A 24,239-nucleotide genomic window follows, 5' to 3' on the forward strand; every position below is an offset into this window, starting at 1 on the left:
TGACTATTTTATGTTTTCAAAAGACTCATAATGGCACAATTTTACGTTAAAAAATCTTAATATATACTTAAAACTGAAATGCAATATTTGACGCATACACTAGCTCGTTTGATACATGCGTATCGTCAAAATACCAAACATCTTCAAGATGAATGCTCGGAACGAAAAAAGGCCGATGATTTCTCACCGGCCTCTTCAATCTTTAGCACGTCAACTAAGACTTAATTAAACATCAGTCATTACTATGCAAACTTTCATTCAAGCCGCCCCACAAACCGGAGTCAGTAGCAACCGCTTCAACCGCACCGGACACACTATTACGGCGATACAGCAAACCAGATTTACCTGCTAATTCACGCGCAGCAACCACTTCACCTTCAGGCGTTTTAACCTTAGTACCCGCAGTGAGGTATAAACCAGACTCAATGATGCACTCATCGCCCAGCGGAATACCCAAACCAGAATTAGCACCTAACAGGCACTTCTCACCAACTGAAATAATAGTCTTACCACCACCAGACAGCGTACCCATAGTAGACGCACCACCACCGATATCAGAGTTTTTACCAACAATCACACCTGCGCTAATGCGGCCTTCAACCATTGAATCACCCAGTGTACCTGCATTGAAGTTAACAAAACCTTCGTGCATCACTGTTGTACCTGATGCCAGATGCGCACCTAAACGAACACGATCCGCATCACCGATACGCACACCTTCTGGCATGACGTAATCCGTCATACGTGGGAATTTGTCCACTGAAGTAATGGTGATGTGCTGATCTTCAGCAGCAATCAAACCACGCAACTCTTCGACAGTCGCTGGTAACACTGGTCCTGCTGAAGTCCATGCAACATTCGGCAACATACCGAACATGCCATCCAGATTGATTTCATGTGGCTTGAAGGCACACTCAGACAACAAATGAAGCCTTAGATAAACGTCTTCCGTAGATGCTGGCGCTTCTGTCACATCGATTTCAATCTCAACAAAATCGCTTTTGATTACACCCACTTTCTGCGCTAAACAGCTTCTGGCGATCTCTTTGTTAGCACGCGGAAACCACGTATCAATTGTTTTTCCACTAGCAACGTCAATATATCGATGACCAACACGCTTGATTGTCATTTGTCTTCCTTACAGTCAATGGGGTAAAAATTTGAGCTTGCGCCCAAGGTAATGGCCCGCAGTTTAAAGCCTACCCTGCAACAGATCAATATTACCCTTTAAACCACTTCAGACCTTTAGCGATAGCCAGGACAATTAGCCATATCAATATGACTGTCGTTAACAAACCAAAGATATCCACTGAGATATTCATTTATCTTTCCATTGAGTCTTACGATGTGACTTCCAGCTACGTGATCTTTCACGCATCAGATCGAAGTCATTATTATAAAGATCAGGCAATACCTTAGCCTGACGTTTACTGCGAACATTCATCTCAAAGAACTCACAATATTCCAATACTACATAATACTGTGTTGCTTCATTCTTAGTTTTTGGGAAACGGTAATATCTACCCATCTCTGATCTCCTAAACGATTAATCGTCAAGTGAAACCAAAGCCCCTCATCTGTAATAACTTTCGATAATTCATATCACCATTTCTCTCAGCTCACCAAAGTAGCAGCTCACTGTGCTATTAAATAAGCGCCTTCCGAGTCGTTTAATGAGCTTGTCCATTAAACAGGGAGGCGAAGTGTTTTCATAGCACAGTGCGCTGCGACATCACCCCTTTACACACACAACTTGTTTCAAAGTATGCACAATTTCAACCAGATCCTGCTGCGCAGCCATCACAGCCTCAATCGGCTTATAAGAAGCCGGTGTTTCATCCAACACACCGGCGTCTTTACGGCACTCAACACCCTCAATAGCCGCTAAATGCTCATCCATTGATACACGACGTTTTGCCTCAGTTCGTGACATCACACGTCCTGCACCGTGACTACAGCTGCAGAAACTTTCAGCATTACCCAGACCACGCACAATGAATGACTTCGCACCCATGCTTCCGGGGATAATCCCCATTTCACCGGCTTGCGCACTCACTGCACCTTTACGCGTTACCCAGACATCTTTATCAAAATGCTGTTCGCGGCTAATGTAATTATGGTGGCAATTCACCGCTTCAGTGCGTGCTTCAAATGGCTCATCAATGTTATTACGCAACACTTCAAGCGTACGCGCCATCATCACCTCACGATTCACCCGCGCATAATCCTGCGCCCATGACACCGCACTAATATACTCACCGAAGTGCTTACTCCCTTCCGGAATATAAGCCAGTTCCTTGTCCGGCAGATTAATAAACCAACGCTCCATATCTTTCTTGGCTTGGTTTATAAAATGCATACCGATACGGTTTCCAACACCACGCGATCCGCTATGTAACATCACCCACACCGCGTCGTTTTCATCCAAACAAAGCTCGACGAAGTGGTTTCCGCTTCCCAGCGTACCGAGCTGATTCACGTTATTTCCGTTTTTCAAAAACGCATGCTTGTCTTGTAGCGCTGAAAATCCGTCTTTCAGTGATAACCAAGCCTGCATGACATCATCAGGGATATCTCCCCAGTTTCCGGTGTCTCGGCTTTTACCTTTTGCCATGAATCCGTGCGGTACATTCGCCTCGATACCGGAACGAATCGCAGCGAGTGAATCCGGTAATTGATCGGCACGCAAGCTGGTTTTCACCGCCATCATTCCACACCCTAAATCCACACCTACCGCCGCAGGAATCACCGCACCAATCGTTGGAATCACACTACCAATAGTGGCACCACGCCCCAAATGCACATCTGGCATCGCGGCGACCCATTTGTGTATAAATGGCATGGTCGACATATTGCGAAGCTGTTGACGTGAGTTATCGTCAAACTGTACACCGCGTGTCCATGACTTTACGGGTACATTTTGAGTCTGGCTGTCGTACATCACTTCGTATGGAGTGTTCATATCAATATCCTTGCTTTTCATTATTTTCAGATATTACATTGCAGCTGCTATGCCAACTTTTATCAAAATCCCATATCATACTGATATTTATATATTTATCTGAAAACCAATAATTGCAGCACTACGTCTAATATTAATTTTTAAATATTTTTAAGGGTATTTTATATCCAAATAGATAACCCAAGAGACTCTATACTGTTTGCAACGCCCAATCCCCTCTCCAACCCTCAAAGCATCTTCTACTCCAATCAATTGCTGCGGCCTATTGCCAAATTACACACAACATCTCATCATTGAGTGCTAACCATTACCCACTTAATAAGGAAAACCATGGCGTGCTTTTTTGGATTCGGCTCACTCGTTAATACCGCAACACATCGCTACCAACCGGTGACTGCGGCCAAGGTTGATGGCTGGCGGCGTATTTGGGTGAATAATAAGTGCTATGAGCATGCGTTTTTAAGTGTCGAGCCGGATGAGTCTTCAGCAATCCAGGGCTTAATGGCGCAAGTGCCGGAAGATGATTGGCAGGAATTGGACACCCGCGAAGTGGGCTATTTAAGGCGTGTACTAACACCTCAGGAATGGATGACACAAGCACACTGCTCAGATGCTCCAGCTGCCTTGATCACAAGCGCGCCAACCAACGATACACAGATGTACGTTTTGCAGAACGGAGAATATGCTCAAGCAGCAAAGCCAATCCTATGGTCTTATCTGGAAACAGTCTTGTTTGGCTACTATCAGTGGTTTGGACCTGAGGGCGTGGACAACTTCATTCAGAGCACGGGCGCATGGACGTCGGTATTGGATGACAGATCACAGCCTATATACCCTCGTTATGTTCCGGCGGAAGGTGACGCAGCTGAAATAATCGCCCATAAAATAAGCAATCTTAGCCAGACCGTCTGACAGATGGATAATCAACACACTTAAAACTGTGGCATGATTACACTAAATAATAAGGATTGCCCCCCTCTATAAAAGCAATCAATAAACAGAGTGTAAAATAATGAATATAAATAAAATTCAGGCCAACCCTGACTGTAGTATCCTGCGTAATTATCAAGCTTTGTGTCGAGAAAGTGCTAAGAGCAATGATCAGAGTCCAACACAGCCGATTAAGATCAAAATTTTAGAAAGACTCCTTAAAAATCACCAGTGTGGGCATCCTGAGCACCACACTGCTGAAGACTGCATGAAGGATATTAGTTAATAAGTGCCGCCCATGATGATGGGCTCAGTCGTACTGCCGCTGATCAGAAATCACTAAGCCGTCATTGGCCAGACTATCAGGGCTGACAAGCTCAACCGCACCACGGATTTTACAAAGCTCACGAATACTGGCAGAAACTGACTGACGAAGATCATCTGAACCATCTGCCACTTCACAATGTAACGTCATCTGATCACTCTCATCAATCCACTCAATCACCAGTCGCGCTTTCTGAATTTCAGGATGGCGCTTCACTACCTGATCAACTTGTTCAGGGTGAATAAACATACCACGCACTTTAGCCGTTTGATCAGCGCGCCCCATCCAGCCTTTAATACGGCGGTTCGTACGGCCGCAAGGACTCTCTCCTTCCATAATCGCCGAAAGGTCGCCGGTAGCGAACCGGATCAATGGGTAATCCGGATTGAACGTTGTAATAACCACCTCACCCACTTCGCCGTCAGCCACCGGATCTCCGGTACCGGGTCGGACAATTTCAAGATGCACGCCCTCGTCCAGAATCAAACCTGAGTCCGCTGTTGATTCATAGGCAATCATGCCCAAATCCGCTGTGGCGTAGCACTGCGACGCCTGAATACCACGCTCCAAAAAGAATGCACGCGTAGACGGTGGAAATGCTTCACCCGATACCATGGCTTTCTTGATGCTACTGACATCCACACCCAACTCATCCGCTTTTTCTAAAATAATCCGCAGGAATGATGGTGTACCAATGTACGCAGTCGGCTTCAAATCATGAATGGTATGCACTTGTAACTCTGTCTGCCCGACCCCCGCCGGAATCACAGCACAGCCCAATGCATGACAACCACTATCCGCCATCGCACCCGCTGGTGTCAGGTGATAGGAAAAACAGTTATGCACCAAGTCTTCTTTACGAAAACCCGCTGCATACAAACCTCGAGCAAATCGCCAATAGTCTGCACTTAAGGTTTGTGGCTCATAAATCGGGCCAGGCGATGAGAAGATGTACTTCAACTGACCTTGACCATAGGCAGTCAAACCACCGAAGGGTCGCATCGCTGCCTGTCGTGAAATCAGTTCAGATTTGCGTGTCACAGGGTATGCGCTTAATTGTTCAGTGTTATTAAACCCGGACACATCAAAGTCTGCCAAGCTCTCTGCGTAGGCCGGTGCATTGGCTTTAGCATGGACTAGTTGGGCTTTAAGGCTGGCCAGAATCGCCGCATCACGTTCTTCACTCGTACGCTTTTCCAGCGCATCATAAAATTCAGACATAAAGTTCTGTTTCCTTAAGCCAACCAACGTTTACGACGACGATAATGCTTCACATCACGGAAGCTTTTCTTATCTCCACCACTCAATCCCAAATAAAACTCTTTTACATCCTCGTTATCAGCCAGAGAAGCAGCTTCTCCATCCATCACCACCCGGCCATTTTCTAAAATGTAGCCGTAGGTTGCATAACGTAATGCCACCGAGGCGTTTTGCTCAGCCAGTAAAAACGTCACCCCCTCTTTCTCATTCAGGGCTTTAACGATTTCAAAAATTTCTTCAACCAACTGCGGTGCCAAACCCATTGATGGCTCATCCAGCAAAATTAGTTTTGGTCTGGCCATGAGCGCACGTCCCACTGCCACCATCTGCTGCTCACCACCAGAGGTATAACCCGCCTGACTCTTGCGACGCTCCCGTAATCGTGGGAAGTAGTTGTAGACCTTTTCTAAGTCATCAGCGATGGCTTTGCGGCCGTCTTTTCGTGTGTAGGCACCGGTCAGTAGATTCTCCTCTACCGTCAAATGCTCAAAGCAATGCCGACCCTCCATGACCTGCACCACACCACGCTTAACCAGTTCAGTCGGTGACAAGTTTTCAATACGCTCACCTTCAAAGCTGATAGAGCCTTTGGTGACATCACCACGCTCCGTCTTCAAAATATTGGAGATAGACTTAATAGTCGTTGTCTTGCCTGCTCCATTTGCACCGAGCAAGGCCACTATTCCGCCTTTGGGGACATCCAGCGACACCCCTTTAAGCACCAGAATCACGTGATCGTAGATCACCTCAATATTCTTGATGCTGAGAATCGTATTATCAGTAGACATAATATTCCGTTGTTGTTGTTCGGTTGGCCCGCTGCTACATCCAGAAGCAGCTAAATTTCAACTTCGTCCTATAGTTCTGATGCTCGAGTCGCATGCGATATCGCTAAAACACCACCAAAACCCATAGCCATGAGAGGTAGTAGAGAGAGAGCGGGATTTGCGAAAAAAATGTTCCCATCGAAGATGGCATTTTTGTAGCAAATACCGCACTCTCTACGGCCCACTAAATCAAGACTTACACTCACGCTCAGTGAGTTTGTTCTCTTTGGCATATGCCGCAGAATCCTCTGCAATCAGTGGATCGATAATGTCGCGGTCAGATGCAACGAAGTCTGTAATCAGGCTCCATGTTTTGGTTTTTGCATCCCACTGCTGGATTGCTGCCAAACCTGGTCCACCGTGGTTCTCACACGTCACGTTGATTTCAGGCGCAAAGCCTTTCAGCCCTAACGCTTCCATACGCGCATTATCAACTTTGAGTGACTCCATACCGTCACGCATTTGGCCACTAGTGATTTCTTTAGTATTGAACATCTTTTGAGCATTAGCTGCTGCTTCCGCTGCCAGAACCGCTGCATACATACCGCGGTTGTACAATGCGGTTCCGATATTGCTGCCATCTCCCGCTGCTTTACCGGTATCTGCTACGTACTTTTTGATGTCATCAAAGATTGGATAGTCAGTCCCCACACCATGGAAGGTCACCGCCTTATAACCATTGGCCTTATCACCTGAAGGCAATACATCGTTCTCAGAACCTGACCACCAAATACCGATAAACTTATCCATTGGGAAACGGATGTTTCCGGCTTCTTTGATCGCCACCTGATTCATGACTCCCCAACCGTACATAAGCACGTAATCAGGACGCTCACGACGGATCTGCAACCACTGTGATTTCTGCTCCTGACCAGGGTGATCGACAGGCAATAAGGTCAGCTTAAACCCATCTCTTTTAGCCAGCTCTTCAAGGGTACGAATCGGCTCTTTACCATAGGCAGAGTTGTGATAAACCAAGGCAATGTTCTTACCTTTGAGATCGCCTTTTTCCATATCTGACACGTGCTTCATAATGACAGACGCAGCATCCCAGTAGGTACCAGGGTAGTTAAAGACGTGACTAAACACCTTACCGTTAGCGGCTGAAGTACGTCCGTAACCCATAGTGTGCATTGGGATATCATCAGCCGTTACTTTAGGAATCAGCTGATAAGTAATACCGGTTGAAAGCGGCTGGTATACCAAAGCGCCCTGGCCTTTAGTCGACTCGTAGCACTCAACACCTTTCTGTGTGTTGTACGCGGTCTCACACTCCGGCGTGACTGCTTTGACACCACCGATACCGCCATCACGCTCATTAAGCAATGTGAAGTAGTCAGCATAGCCATCGGCGAACTCAGTTCCATTCGGGCCATAAGGGCCGGTACGATAGCTCAACATTGGGAATGTCAGGTCTGCCATCGCTGGCACAGCTGTCGCCATGATCGTTGCAGCAACCACTGCTGCACTGATTGATTTCAATTTAACTTTCATTTGTACTTCCTCCAAATAAAACATTTACGCCAATAATCCGACGTTATTTCTAATGCAGCGGGTAATCATTTAGCAGAATAAGCGCCTTCCGACTCGTTTAATGATTCACCATTAAACACAGGCGGCGAAGCGTCTATGCTAAATGATTGCCTGCGACACAAATACACCTGACCGGGTTAATGCGGGAATGGCCAGAGACGTAACTTTTCCTTAGTCATGCGCCACAGCTGAGCAAGCCCGTGTGGCTCTACAATTAAGAAGAACATAATCAACGCACCAATAAACAGAAGTTCAAGGTGTGCCGCCAAGTCAGCAGGCCAACCGAAGCCACCCACCATGATGTTCTTCATTAATACTGGTACTAACACTAAGAATGCCGCACCTAAAAAGCTGCCTAAGATACTGCCGAGTCCACCGACAATTACCATAAACAACACTAAGAAAGACTTATCGATACCAAACGCTTCGGTTGGCTCAGCTGAGCCTAAGTAAACACCAAAAAGCATGGCACCAGACATACCGATATAGAAGGAGCTGACAGCAAATGCAGACAACTTCGCTTGAAGTGGCGGTACACCAATAATTTCTGCAGCGATATCCATATCACGTATCGCCATCCACGAGCGACCAATACGGCCTCGCGTCAGGTTGCGCGCGATAAAAGCAAAAATAGTTACCAAGGTCAGGCAGAATAAATAAGTTGCCCAAGGTGGTGCTGATGCGCCAGTGATGGGTACACCAAACATCAGTCGTTCAGGCGAAGTGATCATTCCTGACGCTGAGTTGTTGTAGAACCATGGAATCTTATTAAACATCCAAACCAGAAAGAACTGAGCGGCCAGTGTTGCCACTGCTAAATAGAATCCCTTGATTCGTAAACTGGGCAAACCAAAAGCGATCCCTACTACCGCCGTAATCAGGCCTGCCAGTATTACAATAATGAATATATTTAGTCCCGGAAAGGCCACCATCAGCTTGTAACAAGCGTAAGCACCCACTGCCATGAAACCGCCCGTTCCGAGGCTTACCTGACCACAATAACCGGTCAGTATATTTAAGCCTAACGCTGCCATTGACCAAACCAGAAACGGTAGTAACACCGACTTTTCCCAGTAGTCATTGATAAAGAACGGTACCACTAAGAATGCAATCGCCAATACACCCCACACCCAATAGCGGTCTAGTTTGATTGGGAAAGACTGCTGATCCTTTGCGTAAGAGGTTTTAAAATCACCTGCTTCTCTATAAAACATCTGTTAAACCCTCTCGATTATCTTTTCGCCAAACAAACCCTGAGGCCGGAACATCAGGAAGGCCAACGCCAACACATAAGCAAACCAGTTTTCAGTCGCGCCACCAATCATCGAACCGATGGAGTATTCAAATAACTTCTCACCAACACCGATAATCAAGCCGCCGATAATCGCGCCGGGAATCGAGGTAAATCCACCCAAAATCAATACCGGTAATGCTTTCAGTGCGATCAATGATAAGGAGAACTGAACCCCTGATTTTGATCCCCACATAATACCGGCAACCAGTGCCACAAAGCCTGCCAGCGACCACACGATAATCCAGATACTGCGCAGTGAGATACCGACAGTTAATGCTGCCTGATGATCATCCGCTACCGCACGCAGTGCGCGGCCAGTCTTGGTGTATTGTGAAAACAAGGTCAGCGCGATAACCAATAAAATGGCAATACCTGCTGCCCACACATCCAACACATCAATGTACATGCCGTAGTATTCGGTGCCTTCTGCTGCCCAACCTCGGGTGAAGTCTTCTAGCCAGAAGGACCCGCCTGAAGGTAAACCAACATCCATGGTTTTAATATCTGCTCCCCACATCAGGTCTCCAAACCCTTCCATGAAGTAGGCTAAACCAATCGTGGTCATAAACAGAATAATCGGTGCTTGGTTGACCATGTGTTTGAGAACAATTTTCTCCAGCAGCCAAGCGAATAAAATCATCACCAGCATCGTCAAAATAATGGCGAGGAAGGTATTCATCCCATCCCCCCAGTGATGCAATTTTGTGCCGAAAATGGCATTAATCAGGTGTGCAAAAGGAATTTGACCGGTTTGAAATCCAACCAATGTCAGTGCGGCAAACAGTGCCATGACACCCTGTGCGTAGTTAAAAATACCGGAAGCTTTATAAATCAGTACAAAACCGAGCGCGACCAGGGCATACATCACCCCCGCCATCAGGCCATTTAAGATGACCTCCAGCGCATTGAGAATTACCGGACTCATTGCTGACCTCCCTGACTGAAGTGTGGATTATTAATCATGGCATCACTAAGGAAGCGACCCGCCATTCGCGTGAAACAGTTATTACGCATCTTAGTCATGACTCACTCCCAAATAAGCATCGATTACCGCTTGGTCATTGCGCACAATATCGGGCGTACCATCCGCAAGCTTGCAACCGTAGTCCAGCACAACGACCCTGTCTGACAAATCCATTACCACACCGATATCATGCTCAATCAGTGTGATAGTAGTTCCGAACTCATCATTCACATCCAGAATAAAGCGGCTCATGTCCTCCTTTTCTTCCATGTTCATCCCTGCCATCGGCTCATCCAGCAGCAGCAGTTTTGCTTCAGCGGCCAGTGCCCGACCCAGCTCCACACGCTTTTGCATACCATATGGCAAGCGACCAACGGGTGTTTTGCGGATCGCCTGAATACCCAGGAAGTCGATAATGTGCTCAACACGCTCACGGTGTTCGATTTCTTCACGCTCTGCCGGCCCTTTCCAAATCGCCTGCCAAAACATATTAGTCTTCATTTGTGTGATGCGGCCTGTCATTAGGTTGTCGAGTGTCGACATTCCCTTAAACAGTGCAATGTTCTGGAAGGTTCGGGCGACACCCTGACGTGCTACCTGATACGGTTTTAACGCTCCACGCTTTTCCCCACGGAACCACACCTCACCTTCCTGGGGATGATAAAAGCCACTGATCACATTCAACATGGAGCTTTTACCCGCACCGTTCGGGCCGATAATGGCTCTGACCTCACCTTCCTTAATATCAAAACTAATATCAGTTAGCGCTTTAACACCACCAAATGACAGTGAAATGTTTTTAACTTCCAGTAAAGTATCGCCAATTCTGCTTGCTTCACTCATCAGCTGGCCTCCTTTACATTCGGCTCAAAGGTTTTTGCATCACTAATTTTGAGTGTCGCTTCGATGGAGCCTTTACGACCGTCTTCAAAGGCCACTTCGGTATTGATGTAACAATCCTTGGCACCGTTATACAACGCATCAATCAAGACTTCGTACTTCTCATTCACAATCCGGCGACGAACCTTACCGGTACGGGTCAATTCGCCATCATCCGGGTCGAGTTCTTTATGCAGAATCAAGAAGCGATGTATTTGTGATTTAGACATCAGGCTGTCAGTCGATAAGTCTTTATTCACCTCATCAATACTCTCCAGCATCATCTGGTAAACATGTTCATTCCCCGCTAATTCCTGATAACTGGCATATGGCACATTATTGCGCTCCGCCCAATTACCGACGGCTTCAAGGTCAATATTAATGAATGCAGTGCAGTAGTCTTTACCGTCGCCCAGCGCCACCACCTCTTTAATGTGTGGGAAGAACTTCAGTTTGTTCTCAATGTACTTCGGTGCAAACATACTGCCATCACTGAACTTACCAACGTCCTTCGCTCGATCAATGATTTTCAGGTGACCGTTATCAGCGAAATAACCCGCATCACCGGTATACACAAAACCTTCTTCATCTTTCGTTTCGTTGGTGGATGCTTCATTTTTATAATAGCTGTGGAAAACGCCGGGGCTGCGGTACATCACCTCACCGTTATCATTTACCTTAACCTCAACGCCCGGTGCCGGAATACCCACGGTATCCGCGTAGATTTCACCGTCTGGTTGCATGGTGATAAACACAGCCGCTTCGGTTTGGCCGTAGAGTTGTTTGATATTGATACCCAGTGAACGGAAGAAGTCGAAAATCTCCGGGCCAATTGCCTCTCCCGCGGTATAAGCCAGTCGAATCCGGCTAAAGCCCATTGTATTTTTGAGTGGCGCATAGACCAGAATATTTCCCAGCCAGTACAAGAAGCGCTCTTTGCCGGAGACCTCTTTGCCATCCAACATGGCCACACCAGTCTTTTTTGCGACTTTCATAAAGTAGTTAAACATCTTCTGCTTAAGCTTTCCGGCATCCAACATCCGGATAGTCACTGTGGTTAAGATGCCTTCAAACACACGCGGTGGTGCAAAATAATAAGTCGGACCGATTTCCCGCAAATCGGTCGCGACGGTTGCCTCGCTTTCCGGACAGTTCACACAGAACCCAGTCACATAAGCTTGGGCATAGGAGAAAATATGATCACCAACCCAAGCCATCGGAAGATAAGAAACGATTTCTTCATCCTTGCTTAGATTGTCGAATTTAACACTGTTTTGAGCCGTAATAATGATATTATCGTTGGTCATCACCACGCCTTTCGGCTTGCCGGTGGTGCCAGAGGTGTAGAGGAAGATACCGATATCTTCGCCCTTACCCTTGTTGATTTCCTGCATCAGATAGTCAGGATTTTCTTTCGCGAATTCACGACCCAGTTGTTGGAGCTTTTCAAAATCGTGGAGATGTCCTTCTTCGTAGTCACGCATGCCGCGGGGGTCGTCGTAAATGACGTGTTGCATGGCTGGACAGGATTCGTGGATCTCTAACATCTTATCCACTTGTTCCTGATCTTCCGCTAGCACAAAGCTAACTTCAGAATGCTCAAGCACGTATTGCATTTCGTCTGCGACAGAGTCTTGATAGACCGGAACAGGTATGCCACCTAAACATTGTGCTGCACACATTCCCCAGTATAAACGGGGACGGTTACGGCCAACGATGGCCATTTTATCACCACGCTTGAAACCTAATGCGGCCATGCCATTGGCAAGGGTGAAAATTTCATCTCGCATCTGTGACCAGGTCCAGGATTGCCAGATGCCAAAGTCCTTCTCTCGAATAGCGGCTTTGTGCTTGAAGCGCTCCGCATTCTTAATCAGTAACTTAGGGAACGTATCGGTTTGGTTTGCCACTAAACTCCGCCTCTAAGATTAATTTCCTCTGAACGCTATCTTAAACGTAACGGCGCCTGGCTGTCCAAGAAGTATGGCAGTTTATTTGTAAAGGCTCGGTAAAAGTTATGATATCTATCTGATTAATAGCCTTTCCAAGCCGATGGAAAGCAGTTTAAGCAACTGAAAATATTAGTGATAGTGATCATTAGACTGATCTGAAGTGTTTGACTAACGGTTACGTTTGGCCGCCTTCCCCCGACGTCGTCCACGCTTTTTAGAGCGAGGCCGCTTAGTTGACTTAGAATCATCAGGTTCAAAATTGCCGTACTCTTCATCGGGCGATGGATAAATCAATGCCTGCACACTCGGCTCAAATCCCGGAATCACTTCGCGCTCAAACTTATGATCAATAAGGCGCTCAATGGCTTGCAACTGCTTATATTCATCCTCACTAAACAGCGACACTGCTAAGCCCGACATCCCCGCCCTACCCGTGCGCCCAATACGATGAACATAGTCCTCAGGCACAAATGGCAAATCAAAATTAACCACGTAAGGCAATTCATTCACATCAATACCTCGCGACGCAATATCGGTCGCGACCAAGGCTACAATGTTACCCGCCTTGAAGTCTGCCAGAGCGTGTGTACGGGCATGTTGAGTGCGGTTAGCATGAATTGATTCCGCAGCAATGCCGGCATTTTTTAACTCAAGCACCAAGCTATCTGCACCGCGTTTAGTTCGGCTAAACACCAACACCTGATGCCAGTTATGTTGCTGAATCAGATGAATCAGTGCTTCAGACTTACGCGCTTTATCCAGTGGGTGTATTTTCTGCTCGATCTGATCTACCGTGCTATTAGCTGTTGTCACTTCGATATATTGCGGGTCATTCAACATGCCATCGACCAGTGACTTAATCCCTTTTGACAGGGTTGCAGAGAACATCAGTGTCTGACGCTTCAGTGGCAATAAGCTTTGGATATGACGAATATCATCGATGAAGCCCAGCTCCAACATGCGATCAGCTTCATCCAGTACCAAAATCTCGAGATGATCAAAATTAACCGCCTGCTGACGATAAAGATCCAGCAAACGACCGGGAGTTGCCACCAGCACATCAACACCTTGCTGTAGCTCAGTGACTTGTGACTCGATTCTGACACCACCGTAGACCGCTGAACAGCGAAGCGGGAGATGAGCACTGTAGTTAACCACGCTTTGCGCTACTTGAGCGGCTAACTCACGAGTTGGTATTAGGATTAAGGCACGAAGTTGATGAGCCTTCGCGTCAGCCTCAACCGACAAGCGCTGCAGGACAGGCAGCGTAAAACCTGCCGTCTTACCAGTCCCGGTTTGCGCTACAGCCATCAAATCACGTTGATTCAGAACTGCCGGAATGGCCTGCAACTGTATTTCCGATGGCTCGGTATATCCCTGTTCAGTAATGGCTTTTTGCAGCCCGTCACACAGGCCTAAAGCATCAAATGACATCGCCCAGGCTCTTATTTGTAATACGCTTCAACCGTACCTTTCATTGTCATTAATAGCGGCTGACCTCTTCGGTCTAGCGCGGTTAGTGAGGCAACTTTGACCCAGCCTTCACTAATGCAGTACTCCTCAACATCCGTACGTTCCTTACCATTGAGTCTGATACCAATTTCATGCTCAAAAATAGCCTTATCATGATGAGGACTACGTGGATTACCCGATAGACGATCCGGCAAGGCTGGTTGAGATTTTGCATCACTCATGGATGGATACCTTCATTTTATAAATAATCCGGCTATTGTAGAGGATTAAATCTCGTTACGCATTCATGAGAACGATTTCTTATGGGCATAAAAAACGGAGCGGTTGATCACACGCTCCGTTGTTTTTATCAGCAATATGCCCTACCAATCCATCCATCAGGCATTGGCAGCTGTCTCATCATTAAGTGCATCAATCATTGCTTCAGTAATCAGACAAATACCGCCCTCAGTGCGTCTGAATCGCTTCGCATCGAGCTCTGGATCTTCACCAACCACCAAGCCATCAGGAATGACGACATCACGATCGATAACCACATTGGTCAAACGAGCGTGACGACCGATGACAACATAAGGCATGGCCACGACACCTTTAAGCGTTGAATAAGAATGCGCTCTGACACCGGTAAACAATAAACAACGCTCCAACTGTGCACCAGAAATGATACAGCCACCCGATACCATCGAAGAAACCGCATTACCACGGCGCCCTTCTTCATTATGGATAAATTTGGCGGGAGGCGTTAACTCTGAATACGTCCAGATCGGCCACTCATTATCATAAATATCCAACTCCGGAACGAAGTCTGTTAGGTCGATATTCGCCTGCCAGAAAGCATCCACCGTTCCCACATCACGCCAGTATGGTTTTGGTTCTGAAGAACTGCGTACACATGAGCGACTGAAGGGATGAGCCACTACTTTACCGTTTGCAACCAGTTCAGGAATCAAATCATGACCAAAATCATTGGTAGAATCTGGATTTGCATTATCTTTTCTCAATAAATCGTATAAGAAGTTTGCTTCAAATACGTAGATACCCATGCTTGCTAATGCAAGATCAGGATGTCCCGGCATTGCAGGAGGATCAGCCGGCTTTTCGATGAACTCTAAAACATTATCATCGTCATCCACATGCATAACACCAAAGCCACTGGCCTCAGCACGCGGCACTTCGATACAACCGACCGTCACATCCGCACCGCTTTGAACATGTTGTTGGATCATTAAAGAGTAATCCTGCTTATAGATATGGTCACCTGCCAGAATCAACACGTACTTCACATTATACGCTTCGATAATGTCGATATTTTGCGTCACTGCATCGGCAGTCCCCTTATACCAATTGGTATCACCCATGCGTTGTGAGGCGGGCAATATATCAAGCGATTCATTACGCTCCGCACGGAAGAAGCTCCAACCACGTTGTAAGTGGCGAATCAAACTATGCGCTTTATATTGCGTGGCAACACCAATGCGTTTGATGCCTGAGTTCACCGAATTAGATAATGCGAAATCGATGATTCGAGTTTTACCACCGAAATATACAGCTGGTTTTACCCGTTTTTCTGTCAGCTCTTGAAGCCTACTTCCTCGTCCACCGGCTAAAACAAAAGCCATGGTTTGCTGTGCCAGTCTTTGAGACTCATTGCTCATAATCCCTCTCCTCTGCTAGACCTACAAGATAGAATGAAAGTGATTGCATGTTGTGGGGGGAAATCAAATCACTTTCAGACTCAGTATACCCCGCTTTAGTGCTGATAGGTAAACTATACAAACCTCATAGTTGTACTTAATTTCAGGCTGAAAGCCTTCTCCATGGTTATTAGTGAGCACTGCACCATTCAATTTTGTAAACCATCAGTAAAAAACTACAAATACCCCATTAAAACAGCGATACTCAGAATCATGAACAAGACAAGCACGCTCGAACAGCGCAGTGCCTGGACTCTCGATGCCCTTGATTATCTGGATCAGGGAATCTCAGTATTTGATCAGGATTTACGACTGATCGCCTGCAACAAACGCATGACTGAACTACTCGAAATTCCGGAGGAGCTGGCACTCATCAATCAACACATCAGTGAATTCTTTCGCTTCAATGCCCTGCGCGGGGAATATGGTGAGGGAGATATTGATGAGTTGGTTACTGAGCGTGTGAAACTGGCTGAAAGCTTTGAGCCGCATGTATTTGATCGCATTCGTCCGGATGGCACCATCATTGAAGTGCGTGGCAACCCCATGGAACATAACGGTGGATTTGTAACCACTTACACCGATGTCACCGAAGTTCGCCAATCTGAAGCGCGTCTTGAAAAACGTGTTATTAAACGAACAGAAGCATACCGCCGTGAGAGCGAAGCGCATCGCGAAACGGCAGAAGCTTTGCACAAAAGTGAGTCATGGATTCGTCAGATTGCCGATGCAGTCCCGGCACTCATTGCTTATGTCGACAAAGATAACTGCTATCAGTTTATCAACAATATGCATCAGGAATGGTTCGGACTAGACCGCGAACAATTAATTGGTTGCTCTATTTTCAGCCTGGTTGAGGATCGTAATAAGGAACAGTTTGAGAAAGATATTGCTTCTGTTGCATCGGGCAAAGAAGTCTCCAGTGAGTATATGATTCGCCGTAAAGGCCGTAAGCCCCTGGATGTATCGATCACTTTCATTCCCCACTTTGACAGCGATGAAAAAGTCTTGGGTTACTTCTTCTTAGGGCAAGACCTATCGGAGTATAAACAAACTGAGCGGGAGTTAATTGAGTCCCAAAAAATGCAGGCACTGGGCCGCTTAACCGGTGGTATTGCCCACGACTTTAATAATCTACTGACGATTATCCTTGGCAACTTAAACTTCATTGAAGATGACACCATCGACAACGAGGAAATGCGCGAGGTCATCCATGCCTGCCAACAAGCGGCTAAACGTGGGGGTGAGCTGATTCAGAGGCTACTCACTTTCTCACGCCGTCAGGCACTCAAGCCAGAGTCAACTGATATCAATGCACTCGTTGAGGACTTCAGTATTTTATTACAGCGTACGCTGGGCGAGACTGTACAAGTACAACGACGCCTTGGATTGGGTTTAGCACAAACACTCGTTGATAAAAACCAACTTGAAACCTGCTTACTTAACCTGACTCTGAATGCCAGGGACGCGATGCCAAAAGGCGGTAAACTGACCATTCGCACACAAACTTACAAGAAGCCTCAGCATCACGATACTTTTACCGACCTCCCCGCTGGCGATTACATCATGCTCAGCGTGCGGGACGAAGGCGATGGTATGTCAGCAGAAACCATTAGCCGTGCCTTTGAGCCGTTTTACACCACCAAGCCTTCTGGTGTGGGAACCGGACTTGGTTTAAGTATGGTCTATGGTTTTGTTAAACAATCCGGTGGTGGCATCGACATCAAGTCAAAAATGGGTGAAGGCACAACGATTCGCATCATCTTCCCCATCGACAAACAATCCGCTGTTAACGCAGAAGAGCAGCTACCTAAATTATCCGATGAGCAACAGAATGCACGCATTCTTCTGGTTGAGGATGATGAAGGGGTACGTCAGTTTGTTCACCGTACTCTAAATAAGATGGGTTATACCGTCGATATTGCTGAGAATGGTGACTTTGCACTGGATCAACTCTCACAAAACCCGGAATATGATCTGGTACTCACAGACATCGTTATGCCAGGCTCCGTGAGTGGCCTGGACCTGTATGACATGGTTCCACAGGATTATCCAAAGACCAAAGTACTGTGCATGACAGGTTACAGCGAGCAGTTGGAATCCTCATTAAATGAAGACCACTTGCTGCGTAAACCGTTTCAGCGCGCATCACTTGCAGACAAATTACAGAGTTTATTGAATGACCATCATGCCTGACACACTCAATCACATCTTAATCGTGGATGATGAGCTGGCTATCCAATCGCTTATCAAACGCTACTTCCAAAAGCACGGCGCCATTGTGCACTGCGCTGGCTCGGGTGACGAAATGAATGAAGTACTCAAGCTTCAATCTGTGGATTTGGTCATTCTCGATGTTAATTTACCGGGCAAAGACGGCTTTACATTGCTGGATGAAATCAAACGGGATCATGACTCCGGCGTGATTATGCTGACTTCACAAAATGAGTTAAACGACAGGCTAACCGGGCTTAATGGTGGTGCTGATGATTTCGTTCCTAAGCCATTTGAAATGAGCGAATTACTGGCTCGCTCAAATGCAGTGTTACGCCGTCTGGGGCGTCTTAAACAGGCTCCGAAGCCTGATACCTGCAGTTACCATTTCTCCGGCTATCAACTGGATAGCAAAGTACGTGAGTTACTCAATGAGAATGGTGAGAAAATTGAAATATCACCGGCTGAAATGGACCTGCTGATCATCTTTGTTAAACACCCGCAAACCGTGCTAAGTCGTGATTATTTGCTACAACAAACCCGAGGCCGTGATGCCGGTCCTTTCGACCGAACCATTGATGTCCGGGTTGGCCAATTACGCAAGAAAATACTGACACCGCCTGATCAGGAACCACTTTTTAAAACCATTCGTGGGGGTGGCTATATGCTGACCCACACGGTTAACCGCATTCCGTGTAATACGTAGAGAGATTTTATGATTGCCTACCCTACCCTAAATTTTGACCTCGGCGAAACCGCTGATATGTTGCGTGACGCAGTCTACCAGTTTTCGAATGAACACATCGCGCCACGAGCTGCAGAGATTGACGCCACCAATGAATTCCCTAATGAGCTTTGGCCAAAGTTCGGTGAAATGGGACTGCTCGGGATTACCGTACCGGAAGAATATGGTGGTGCCGACATGGGCTACCTCGCGCACATGGTGGCGATGGAAGAAATCAGCCGGGCCTCTGCCTCAGTAGGCTTGAGTTATGGCGCACACTCCAATCTGTGCGTGAATCAAATCAACCGTAACGGGACTGAAGCCCAGAAGCAACAGTATTTACCCAAGCTGATTAGCGGTGAGTTTATTGGCGCGCTGGCCATGTCTGAGCCGAATGCCGGTTCTGATGTTGTCAGTATGCAAATGAAGGCTGAGAAAAAAGGCGATCGCTACATCTTAAATGGTACCAAAATGTGGATCACCAACGGGCCGGATGCTGATCTGATTGTGGTGTATGCCAAGACTGAACCAGACGCAGGCCCCAAGGGTATTACTGCCTTTTTGGTTGGGCGGGAGTTTGGATTCAGAACGGCGCAGAAGCTGGATAAATTAGGCATGCGCGGCTCCAACACTGGCGAACTGGTATTTGAGAATGTGGAAGTACCGGAAGAGAATATCCTTGGTGAGTTAAACAAAGGCGTCAACGTTCTAATGAGTGGACTGGACTACGAACGCGCGGTTCTATCCGCTGGCCCTACCGGCATTATGCAGGCCTGTATGGACGTGGTTGTGCCTTATATTCATGATCGTAAACAATTTGGTCGTGCCATCGGTGAATTTGAGCTTATGCAAGGAAAAATGGCGGATATGTACACCACCATGAACGCGACCAAAGCCTATGTGTATGCCGTGGGTAAAGCCTGCGATCGTGGTGAAACCTCTCGTAAGGATGCTGCCGGTGCGATTCTGTATGCGGCTGAAAAAGCTACCTGGATGACACTGGAAGCCATACAAACACTGGGCGGCAATGGTTACACCAATGAATATCCCACCGGACGCTTATTGCGGGATGCCAAGCTCTATGAAATTGGTGCGGGAACCTCTGAGATTCGCCGTATGTTAATTGGCCGCGAGCTATTCAACGAAACCGCATAAACCACGAAGGAAACAGATATGAATAATGATCCTATTGTCATCACCGGCATTGCACGTACCGCCATGGGTGGATTTCAAGGTTCGCTGTCAGGCCTTACCGCTGCAGACTTGGGCGCAGCTGCCATTAAAGCGGCAGTGGAGCGTTCAGGGATTGCCGCGGATGATGTGCAGGAAGTCATTATGGGTTGCGTGCTACCGGCCGGACAAGGTCAGGCACCTGCCAGACAAGCCAGTCTGGGCGCAGACCTTCCGCTTACTGCGGGTTGTACCACGGTTAATAAGATGTGCGGCTCGGGCATGAAAGCCACCATGTTGGCGCATGATTTATTGTTGGCAGGCACGAATCAAGTCATGGTTGCAGGTGGTATGGAGAGTATGAGTAACGCGCCGTACTTACTGCCAAAAGTACGTGATGGTTTACGCATGGGCCACTCAAATGTTCAGGACCATATGTTTTTGGATGGTCTGGAAGATGCTTATGAGAAAGGCAAACTGATGGGCAGCTTTGCGGAGATGTGTGCAGACAAATATGCCTTCACTCGCGAATCACAAGATGAGTTTGCAATTACCTCTCTGCAGCGAGCGCAACAAGCCACCACGGAGGGGGCGTTCAACGCTGAGATCACTCCCGTGACAATTAAGACCCGCAAAGGTGAAACCGTCGTAGACTCTGACGAGCAGCCTTTCAACGCCAATATTGAAAAAATCCCAACGCTACGTCCAGCATTTCGCAAAGACGGCACCGTAACAGCAGCTAACGCCAGTTCTATTTCAGATGGAGCCGCTGCACTTACGCTAATGCGTCGTAGCGAAGCCAAAAAACGTGGTTTGAAGCCCATCGCAGTTATTCATGGTCATAGCACCTTTGCACAAGAGCCAGCCTGGTTTTCCACTGCACCGGTTGATGCGATGAAGGACTTGTTGGCAAAACTGGAGTGGTCTGCTGACGACGTTGATTTGTTTGAAATCAATGAAGCATTCGCCGTGGTCACCATGGCTGCTATGCACGAGCTGGAGCTAGCGCATGACAAAGTCAATGTGAATGGCGGAGCCTGTGCATTAGGTCACCCAATCGGAGCTTCCGGTGCGCGTATCTTAGTCACGCTGATTTCAGCCTTACAACATCGCGGCCTCAAAACAGGCATGGCGTCCTTATGCATTGGTGGCGGTGAAGCAACCGCAATGGCGGTCGAGCTGCTCTAAAACAGAGTCGTTAAGAAGGTGGCGCTACAGTTGTCGCTAAGAGAGAATTTGGAGAGAAAGAATGATTCTTAATAAAGAGCAAATCATGATCCGTGATATGGCTCGTGATTTTGCACAGGAAAGGCTCGCCCCCAAAGCTGCTGACTGGGATAAACATAAAACCTTCCCTGCTGAAGAGCTTAGAGAAATGGGCGGGCTAGGCCTGTTTGGAATGACCATGCCCGAGCAATGGGGCGGCGCTGAGGTTGACTACGTGTCGTTCGCATTAGCGATTGAAGAAATAGCTGCCGGTGATGGAGCTTGCTCAACCATATTAAGCGTAAACAACTCTGTTGTGTGTGGGCCATTACTAAAATATGGCAGCGACTTCCTGAAACAGACTTATCTGAAACCATTGGCATCAGGTGAGATGTTAGGTTGCTTCTGCCTCACAGAACCACAGGCTGGTTCTGATGCCTCTGCCCTGCGCACCCGTGCAGTAAAAGAAGGTGATAGCTATGTCTTAAATGGCGCTAAGCAATTCATTACCAGCGGTCAGAATGCTCAGGTCGCTATTGTGTTTGCAGTGACTGACCCCGAAGCTGGCAAGCGAGGCATTAGTGCATTTGTCGTTCCCACGGACAATCCCGGTTATCAGGTAGCTGGCGTCGAAGACAAAATGGGACAACAAGCCTCAGACACAGCCTCCATCGTTTTTGAAAACTGCAAAATTCCGGCAGATCACCTGATTGGTCAGGAAGGCGAAGGCTATAAAATCGCTTTGAGTAATCTGGAAAGTGGTCGTATTGGTATCGCCGCACAATGTGTCGGTATGGCGCGTGCGGCTTACGATGCAGCCTTGAGTTACGCCAGGGAACGTCAAAGCTTCGGCAAACCGATTGCTGAGCATCAGGCAGTGAGCTTTCGCTTGGCTGATATGGCAACACAGCTGGAGGCAGCCCGACTCATGGTGCTACATGCTGCTGAATTACAAGATGCCGGTCTCCCCTCGTTAAAAGAAGCTTGCATGGCCAAGCTGTTCGCCTCAGAAGCTGCTGAAAAAATTTGCTCTGAAGCGATACAGATTCACGGTGGCTATGGCTATTTAAAAGATTTCCCTGTTGAGCGGATTTTCCGTGATGTGCGTGTCGCACAAATTTATGAGGGAACCAGCGATATACAAAAACTGGTTATTGCACGGCAAATTAGTGCTGAGTAATGGCGAGTAAAGAAAGCAGCACAGGAGGTTGCAACACCGAATGAGTGTGATTAAAAGTAACGTTAACACCCGCTCAGAAGCATTTCTGACCAACCAAAAAGCCATGCAAGCAGTGGTGGCTGATCTTCGTGAGAAGGTCTCAGAAATATCGCTCGGTGGAACCGAACGTGCCAGAGAAAAGCATCTTAGCCGTGGTAAATTACTGGTGCGTGAGCGCATTCGTTTGCTGTTAGATGAGGCCACACCTTTTCTCGAGATATCGCAGTTTGCCGGTTATGAAATGTATGGTGATGACAAAGTACCTGCCGGCGGTGTCGTCGCAGGTATTGGTCGCGTGAGTGGCCAGGAGTGCATGATTGTTGCCAATGATGCGACGGTTAAAGGTGGCACCTATTACCCGATCACAGTGAAGAAACATTTACGGGCACAAGCGATTGCACTGGAAAACAATCTACCTTGCATTTATTTGGTGGACTCGGGTGGTGCGCACCTACCCAGTCAATACGATGTCTTTCCTGACCGCGAACACTTCGGGCGTATTTTTTATAATCAAGCGACGATGTCAGCCAAAGGCATCCCACAAATTGCAGTGGTAATGGGCTCTTGTACCGCGGGTGGCGCATACGTGCCTGCGATGTCTGATCAAAGCATTATCGTGAAGGAGCAAGGTACGATCTTCTTGGGTGGCCCACCGTTAGTGAAAGCTGCTACAGGGGAGGTAGTCACCGCCGAAGAGCTTGGTGGTGCCGATGTACACTCACGTATATCGGGGGTGACCGACCACTATGCCAATGATGATGCACATGCCTTAGGTATGGCGCGTGAAGTAGTTGGAACGTTGAACCGCCTGAAATCACCCAATATCGCGATGCAAAAGCCCATCGAGCCACGCTATCCGGCGGAAGACTTATATGGCATCGTACCGAATGATTTGCGCAAACCGTTTGATATTCGCGAAGTTATCGCCCGTGTCGTCGATGATAGTGAATTCAGTGAGTTTAAGAAGCTATACGGCACAACGTTGATTTGTGGCTTTGCCCATATTCACGGTTATCCGGTTGGCATAGTGGCGAACAATGGAATCTTATTCTCAGAAGCCGCTTTAAAAGGCGCACACTTTGTCGAGCTGTGTGCGCAACGCGGCATTCCACTGGTATTCCTACAAAACATCACCGGCTTTATGGTCGGTAAAAAGTATGAAGAAGGCGGTATCGCCAAAGATGGCGCAAAGATGGTAACAGCAGTAGCTTGCGCTAATGTGCCTAAATTCACCGTGGTGGTGGGCGGAAGCTTTGGTGCTGGCAACTACGCGATGTGTGGCCGTGCTTATGGAGGTCGATTCTTATGGATGTGGCCAAATGCCCGTATCTCCGTGATGGGTGGCGAGCAAGCTGCCAGTGTGTTGGCGCAGGTGAAACGCGACTCAATGGAAGGCCGCGGCCAGCAGTGGTCTGAAGATGAAGAAGCAGCCTTTATGGCGCCGGTGCGAAAGCAATACGAGGAAGAAGGTCACCCCTACTTTGCCAGCGCACGACTGTGGGATGACGGCATCATCGACCCGGCTGATACGCGAACAGTATTAGGCCTGGCAATCTCCGCCTCACTTAATAAACCGATTGAAAAGACCGAATTCGGCATATTCAGGATGTGAT

The 24,239-nt window shown here is 47.5% G+C and carries 20 protein-coding genes; 7 read left to right on the forward strand and 13 right to left on the reverse strand.

The window, feature by feature from the left end:
• Nucleotides 1–232 precede the first annotated feature (232 nt).
• The 3 genes from DKW60_RS05525 to DKW60_RS05535 all read right to left on the reverse strand — a co-directional run bounded on the left by DKW60_RS05525 (nucleotide 233) and on the right by DKW60_RS05535 (nucleotide 2,962).
• A complete protein-coding gene (locus DKW60_RS05525) occupies nucleotides 233–1,129 on the reverse strand; it encodes a DapH/DapD/GlmU-related protein (protein ID WP_109836669.1) in 897 nt (298 codons plus the stop codon).
• A gap of 189 nt (nucleotides 1,130–1,318) precedes the next feature.
• Nucleotides 1,319–1,528 (reverse strand): hypothetical protein, encoded by a 210-nt coding sequence (locus DKW60_RS05530; RefSeq protein ID WP_109836670.1) that lies wholly within the window; start codon nucleotides 1,526–1,528, stop codon nucleotides 1,319–1,321.
• A 204-nt stretch (nucleotides 1,529–1,732) separates the two neighbouring features.
• Nucleotides 1,733–2,962 (reverse strand): RtcB family protein, encoded by a 1,230-nt coding sequence (locus DKW60_RS05535; RefSeq protein ID WP_109836724.1) that lies wholly within the window; start codon nucleotides 2,960–2,962, stop codon nucleotides 1,733–1,735.
• 330 nt (nucleotides 2,963–3,292) lie between these two features.
• Here DKW60_RS05535 and DKW60_RS05540 point away from each other — a divergent pair, with 330 nt between their 5' ends.
• Nucleotides 3,293–3,874, forward strand: a complete 582-nt coding sequence (locus tag DKW60_RS05540; RefSeq protein WP_109836671.1) for a gamma-glutamylcyclotransferase — start codon at nucleotides 3,293–3,295, stop codon at nucleotides 3,872–3,874.
• A 328-nt stretch (nucleotides 3,875–4,202) separates the two neighbouring features.
• Here DKW60_RS05540 and DKW60_RS05550 read toward each other — a convergent pair whose 3' ends face one another.
• The 10 genes from DKW60_RS05550 to glgC all read right to left on the reverse strand — a co-directional run bounded on the left by DKW60_RS05550 (nucleotide 4,203) and on the right by glgC (nucleotide 16,054).
• Nucleotides 4,203–5,438: a phenylacetate--CoA ligase family protein gene (locus tag DKW60_RS05550; RefSeq protein WP_109836673.1), complete on the reverse strand. Its 1,236-nt coding sequence runs from the start codon at nucleotides 5,436–5,438 to the stop codon at nucleotides 4,203–4,205.
• 14 nt (nucleotides 5,439–5,452) lie between these two features.
• Nucleotides 5,453–6,265, reverse strand: a complete 813-nt coding sequence (locus DKW60_RS05555) for an ABC transporter ATP-binding protein (RefSeq protein WP_109836674.1) — start codon at nucleotides 6,263–6,265, stop codon at nucleotides 5,453–5,455.
• A 228-nt stretch (nucleotides 6,266–6,493) separates the two neighbouring features.
• Entirely contained in the window at nucleotides 6,494–7,798 is a 1,305-nt protein-coding gene (locus DKW60_RS05560) for an ABC transporter substrate-binding protein (RefSeq protein WP_109836675.1), read from the reverse strand.
• A gap of 176 nt (nucleotides 7,799–7,974) precedes the next feature.
• Nucleotides 7,975–8,967: a branched-chain amino acid ABC transporter permease gene (locus DKW60_RS05565; protein WP_425451298.1), complete on the reverse strand. Its 993-nt coding sequence runs from the start codon at nucleotides 8,965–8,967 to the stop codon at nucleotides 7,975–7,977.
• 87 nt (nucleotides 8,968–9,054) lie between these two features.
• Nucleotides 9,055–10,056 (reverse strand): branched-chain amino acid ABC transporter permease, encoded by a 1,002-nt coding sequence (locus tag DKW60_RS05570; RefSeq protein WP_109836677.1) that lies wholly within the window; start codon nucleotides 10,054–10,056, stop codon nucleotides 9,055–9,057.
• Nucleotides 10,057–10,146: 90 nt separating this feature from the next.
• Nucleotides 10,147–10,938, reverse strand: a complete 792-nt coding sequence (locus DKW60_RS05575; protein ID WP_109836678.1) for an ABC transporter ATP-binding protein — start codon at nucleotides 10,936–10,938, stop codon at nucleotides 10,147–10,149.
• Entirely contained in the window at nucleotides 10,938–12,884 is a 1,947-nt protein-coding gene (locus tag DKW60_RS05580) for an AMP-binding protein (protein ID WP_109836679.1), read from the reverse strand. Before DKW60_RS05580 ends, DKW60_RS05575 begins: the two co-directional genes overlap by 1 nt.
• Nucleotides 12,885–13,094: 210 nt before the next feature.
• Nucleotides 13,095–14,360 (reverse strand): DEAD/DEAH box helicase, encoded by a 1,266-nt coding sequence (locus tag DKW60_RS05585; protein WP_109836680.1) that lies wholly within the window; start codon nucleotides 14,358–14,360, stop codon nucleotides 13,095–13,097.
• A gap of 11 nt (nucleotides 14,361–14,371) precedes the next feature.
• Nucleotides 14,372–14,620: a DUF3297 family protein gene (locus tag DKW60_RS05590; protein ID WP_109836681.1), complete on the reverse strand. Its 249-nt coding sequence runs from the start codon at nucleotides 14,618–14,620 to the stop codon at nucleotides 14,372–14,374.
• A gap of 156 nt (nucleotides 14,621–14,776) precedes the next feature.
• The gene (glgC, locus tag DKW60_RS05595; RefSeq protein WP_109836682.1) at nucleotides 14,777–16,054 is read right to left on the reverse strand and encodes a glucose-1-phosphate adenylyltransferase; all 1,278 of its coding nucleotides are present in this window, start codon (nucleotides 16,052–16,054) and stop codon (nucleotides 14,777–14,779) included.
• Nucleotides 16,055–16,306: 252 nt separating this feature from the next.
• Here glgC and DKW60_RS05600 point away from each other — a divergent pair, with 252 nt between their 5' ends.
• The 6 genes from DKW60_RS05600 (at nucleotide 16,307) to DKW60_RS05625 (ending at nucleotide 24,238) form a co-directional block, all read left to right on the forward strand.
• Nucleotides 16,307–18,289 (forward strand): PAS-domain containing protein, encoded by a 1,983-nt coding sequence (locus tag DKW60_RS05600; protein WP_181389592.1) that lies wholly within the window; start codon nucleotides 16,307–16,309, stop codon nucleotides 18,287–18,289.
• A complete protein-coding gene (locus DKW60_RS05605; protein ID WP_109836684.1) occupies nucleotides 18,273–19,013 on the forward strand; it encodes a response regulator transcription factor in 741 nt (246 codons plus the stop codon). The genes DKW60_RS05600 and DKW60_RS05605 overlap by 17 nt, the downstream gene beginning before the upstream one ends.
• 9 nt (nucleotides 19,014–19,022) lie before the next feature.
• Nucleotides 19,023–20,186 carry an isovaleryl-CoA dehydrogenase gene (locus tag DKW60_RS05610; protein WP_109836685.1) on the forward strand — a complete coding sequence of 388 codons (1,164 nt, stop codon included), beginning with the start codon at nucleotides 19,023–19,025 and terminating at the stop codon, nucleotides 20,184–20,186.
• Nucleotides 20,187–20,204: 18 nt separating this feature from the next.
• A complete protein-coding gene (locus DKW60_RS05615; protein WP_109836686.1) occupies nucleotides 20,205–21,389 on the forward strand; it encodes an acetyl-CoA C-acyltransferase in 1,185 nt (394 codons plus the stop codon).
• 61 nt (nucleotides 21,390–21,450) lie between these two features.
• Nucleotides 21,451–22,587: an acyl-CoA dehydrogenase family protein gene (locus tag DKW60_RS05620; RefSeq protein WP_109836687.1), complete on the forward strand. Its 1,137-nt coding sequence runs from the start codon at nucleotides 21,451–21,453 to the stop codon at nucleotides 22,585–22,587.
• A gap of 40 nt (nucleotides 22,588–22,627) precedes the next feature.
• Nucleotides 22,628–24,238: a carboxyl transferase domain-containing protein gene (locus DKW60_RS05625; protein ID WP_109836688.1), complete on the forward strand. Its 1,611-nt coding sequence runs from the start codon at nucleotides 22,628–22,630 to the stop codon at nucleotides 24,236–24,238.
• The last annotated feature ends 1 nt before the right edge of the window (nucleotide 24,239 follow it).

Source organism: Leucothrix pacifica (genome assembly GCF_003172875.1).
Lineage (GTDB): Bacteria > Pseudomonadota > Gammaproteobacteria > Thiotrichales > Thiotrichaceae > Leucothrix > Leucothrix pacifica.

Bases quoted from the DNA above. Each gene is read 5' to 3' on its own strand.
- DKW60_RS05575 (WP_109836678.1), bottom strand. From the start codon at position 10,938: ATGAGTGAAGCAAGCAGAATTGGCGATACTTTACTGGAAGTTAAAAAC.
- DKW60_RS05560 (WP_109836675.1), bottom strand. From the start codon at position 7,798: ATGAAAGTTAAATTGAAATCAATCAGTGCAGCAGTGGTTGCTGCAACG.
- DKW60_RS05600 (WP_181389592.1), top strand. From the start codon at position 16,307: ATGAACAAGACAAGCACGCTCGAACAGCGCAGTGCCTGGACTCTCGAT.
- DKW60_RS05610 (WP_109836685.1), top strand. From the start codon at position 19,023: ATGATTGCCTACCCTACCCTAAATTTTGACCTCGGCGAAACCGCTGAT.
- DKW60_RS05535 (WP_109836724.1), bottom strand. From the start codon at position 2,962: ATGAACACTCCATACGAAGTGATGTACGACAGCCAGACTCAAAATGTA.
- DKW60_RS05620 (WP_109836687.1), top strand. From the start codon at position 21,451: ATGATTCTTAATAAAGAGCAAATCATGATCCGTGATATGGCTCGTGAT.
- DKW60_RS05590 (WP_109836681.1), bottom strand. From the start codon at position 14,620: ATGAGTGATGCAAAATCTCAACCAGCCTTGCCGGATCGTCTATCGGGT.
- DKW60_RS05570 (WP_109836677.1), bottom strand. From the start codon at position 10,056: ATGAGTCCGGTAATTCTCAATGCGCTGGAGGTCATCTTAAATGGCCTG.
- DKW60_RS05555 (WP_109836674.1), bottom strand. From the start codon at position 6,265: ATGTCTACTGATAATACGATTCTCAGCATCAAGAATATTGAGGTGATC.
- DKW60_RS05525 (WP_109836669.1), bottom strand. From the start codon at position 1,129: ATGACAATCAAGCGTGTTGGTCATCGATATATTGACGTTGCTAGTGGA.
- DKW60_RS05585 (WP_109836680.1), bottom strand. From the start codon at position 14,360: ATGTCATTTGATGCTTTAGGCCTGTGTGACGGGCTGCAAAAAGCCATT.
- DKW60_RS05540 (WP_109836671.1), top strand. From the start codon at position 3,293: ATGGCGTGCTTTTTTGGATTCGGCTCACTCGTTAATACCGCAACACAT.
- glgC (WP_109836682.1), bottom strand. From the start codon at position 16,054: ATGAGCAATGAGTCTCAAAGACTGGCACAGCAAACCATGGCTTTTGTT.
- DKW60_RS05615 (WP_109836686.1), top strand. From the start codon at position 20,205: ATGAATAATGATCCTATTGTCATCACCGGCATTGCACGTACCGCCATG.
- DKW60_RS05550 (WP_109836673.1), bottom strand. From the start codon at position 5,438: ATGTCTGAATTTTATGATGCGCTGGAAAAGCGTACGAGTGAAGAACGT.
- DKW60_RS05625 (WP_109836688.1), top strand. From the start codon at position 22,628: ATGAGTGTGATTAAAAGTAACGTTAACACCCGCTCAGAAGCATTTCTG.
- DKW60_RS05530 (WP_109836670.1), bottom strand. From the start codon at position 1,528: ATGGGTAGATATTACCGTTTCCCAAAAACTAAGAATGAAGCAACACAG.
- DKW60_RS05605 (WP_109836684.1), top strand. From the start codon at position 18,273: ATGACCATCATGCCTGACACACTCAATCACATCTTAATCGTGGATGAT.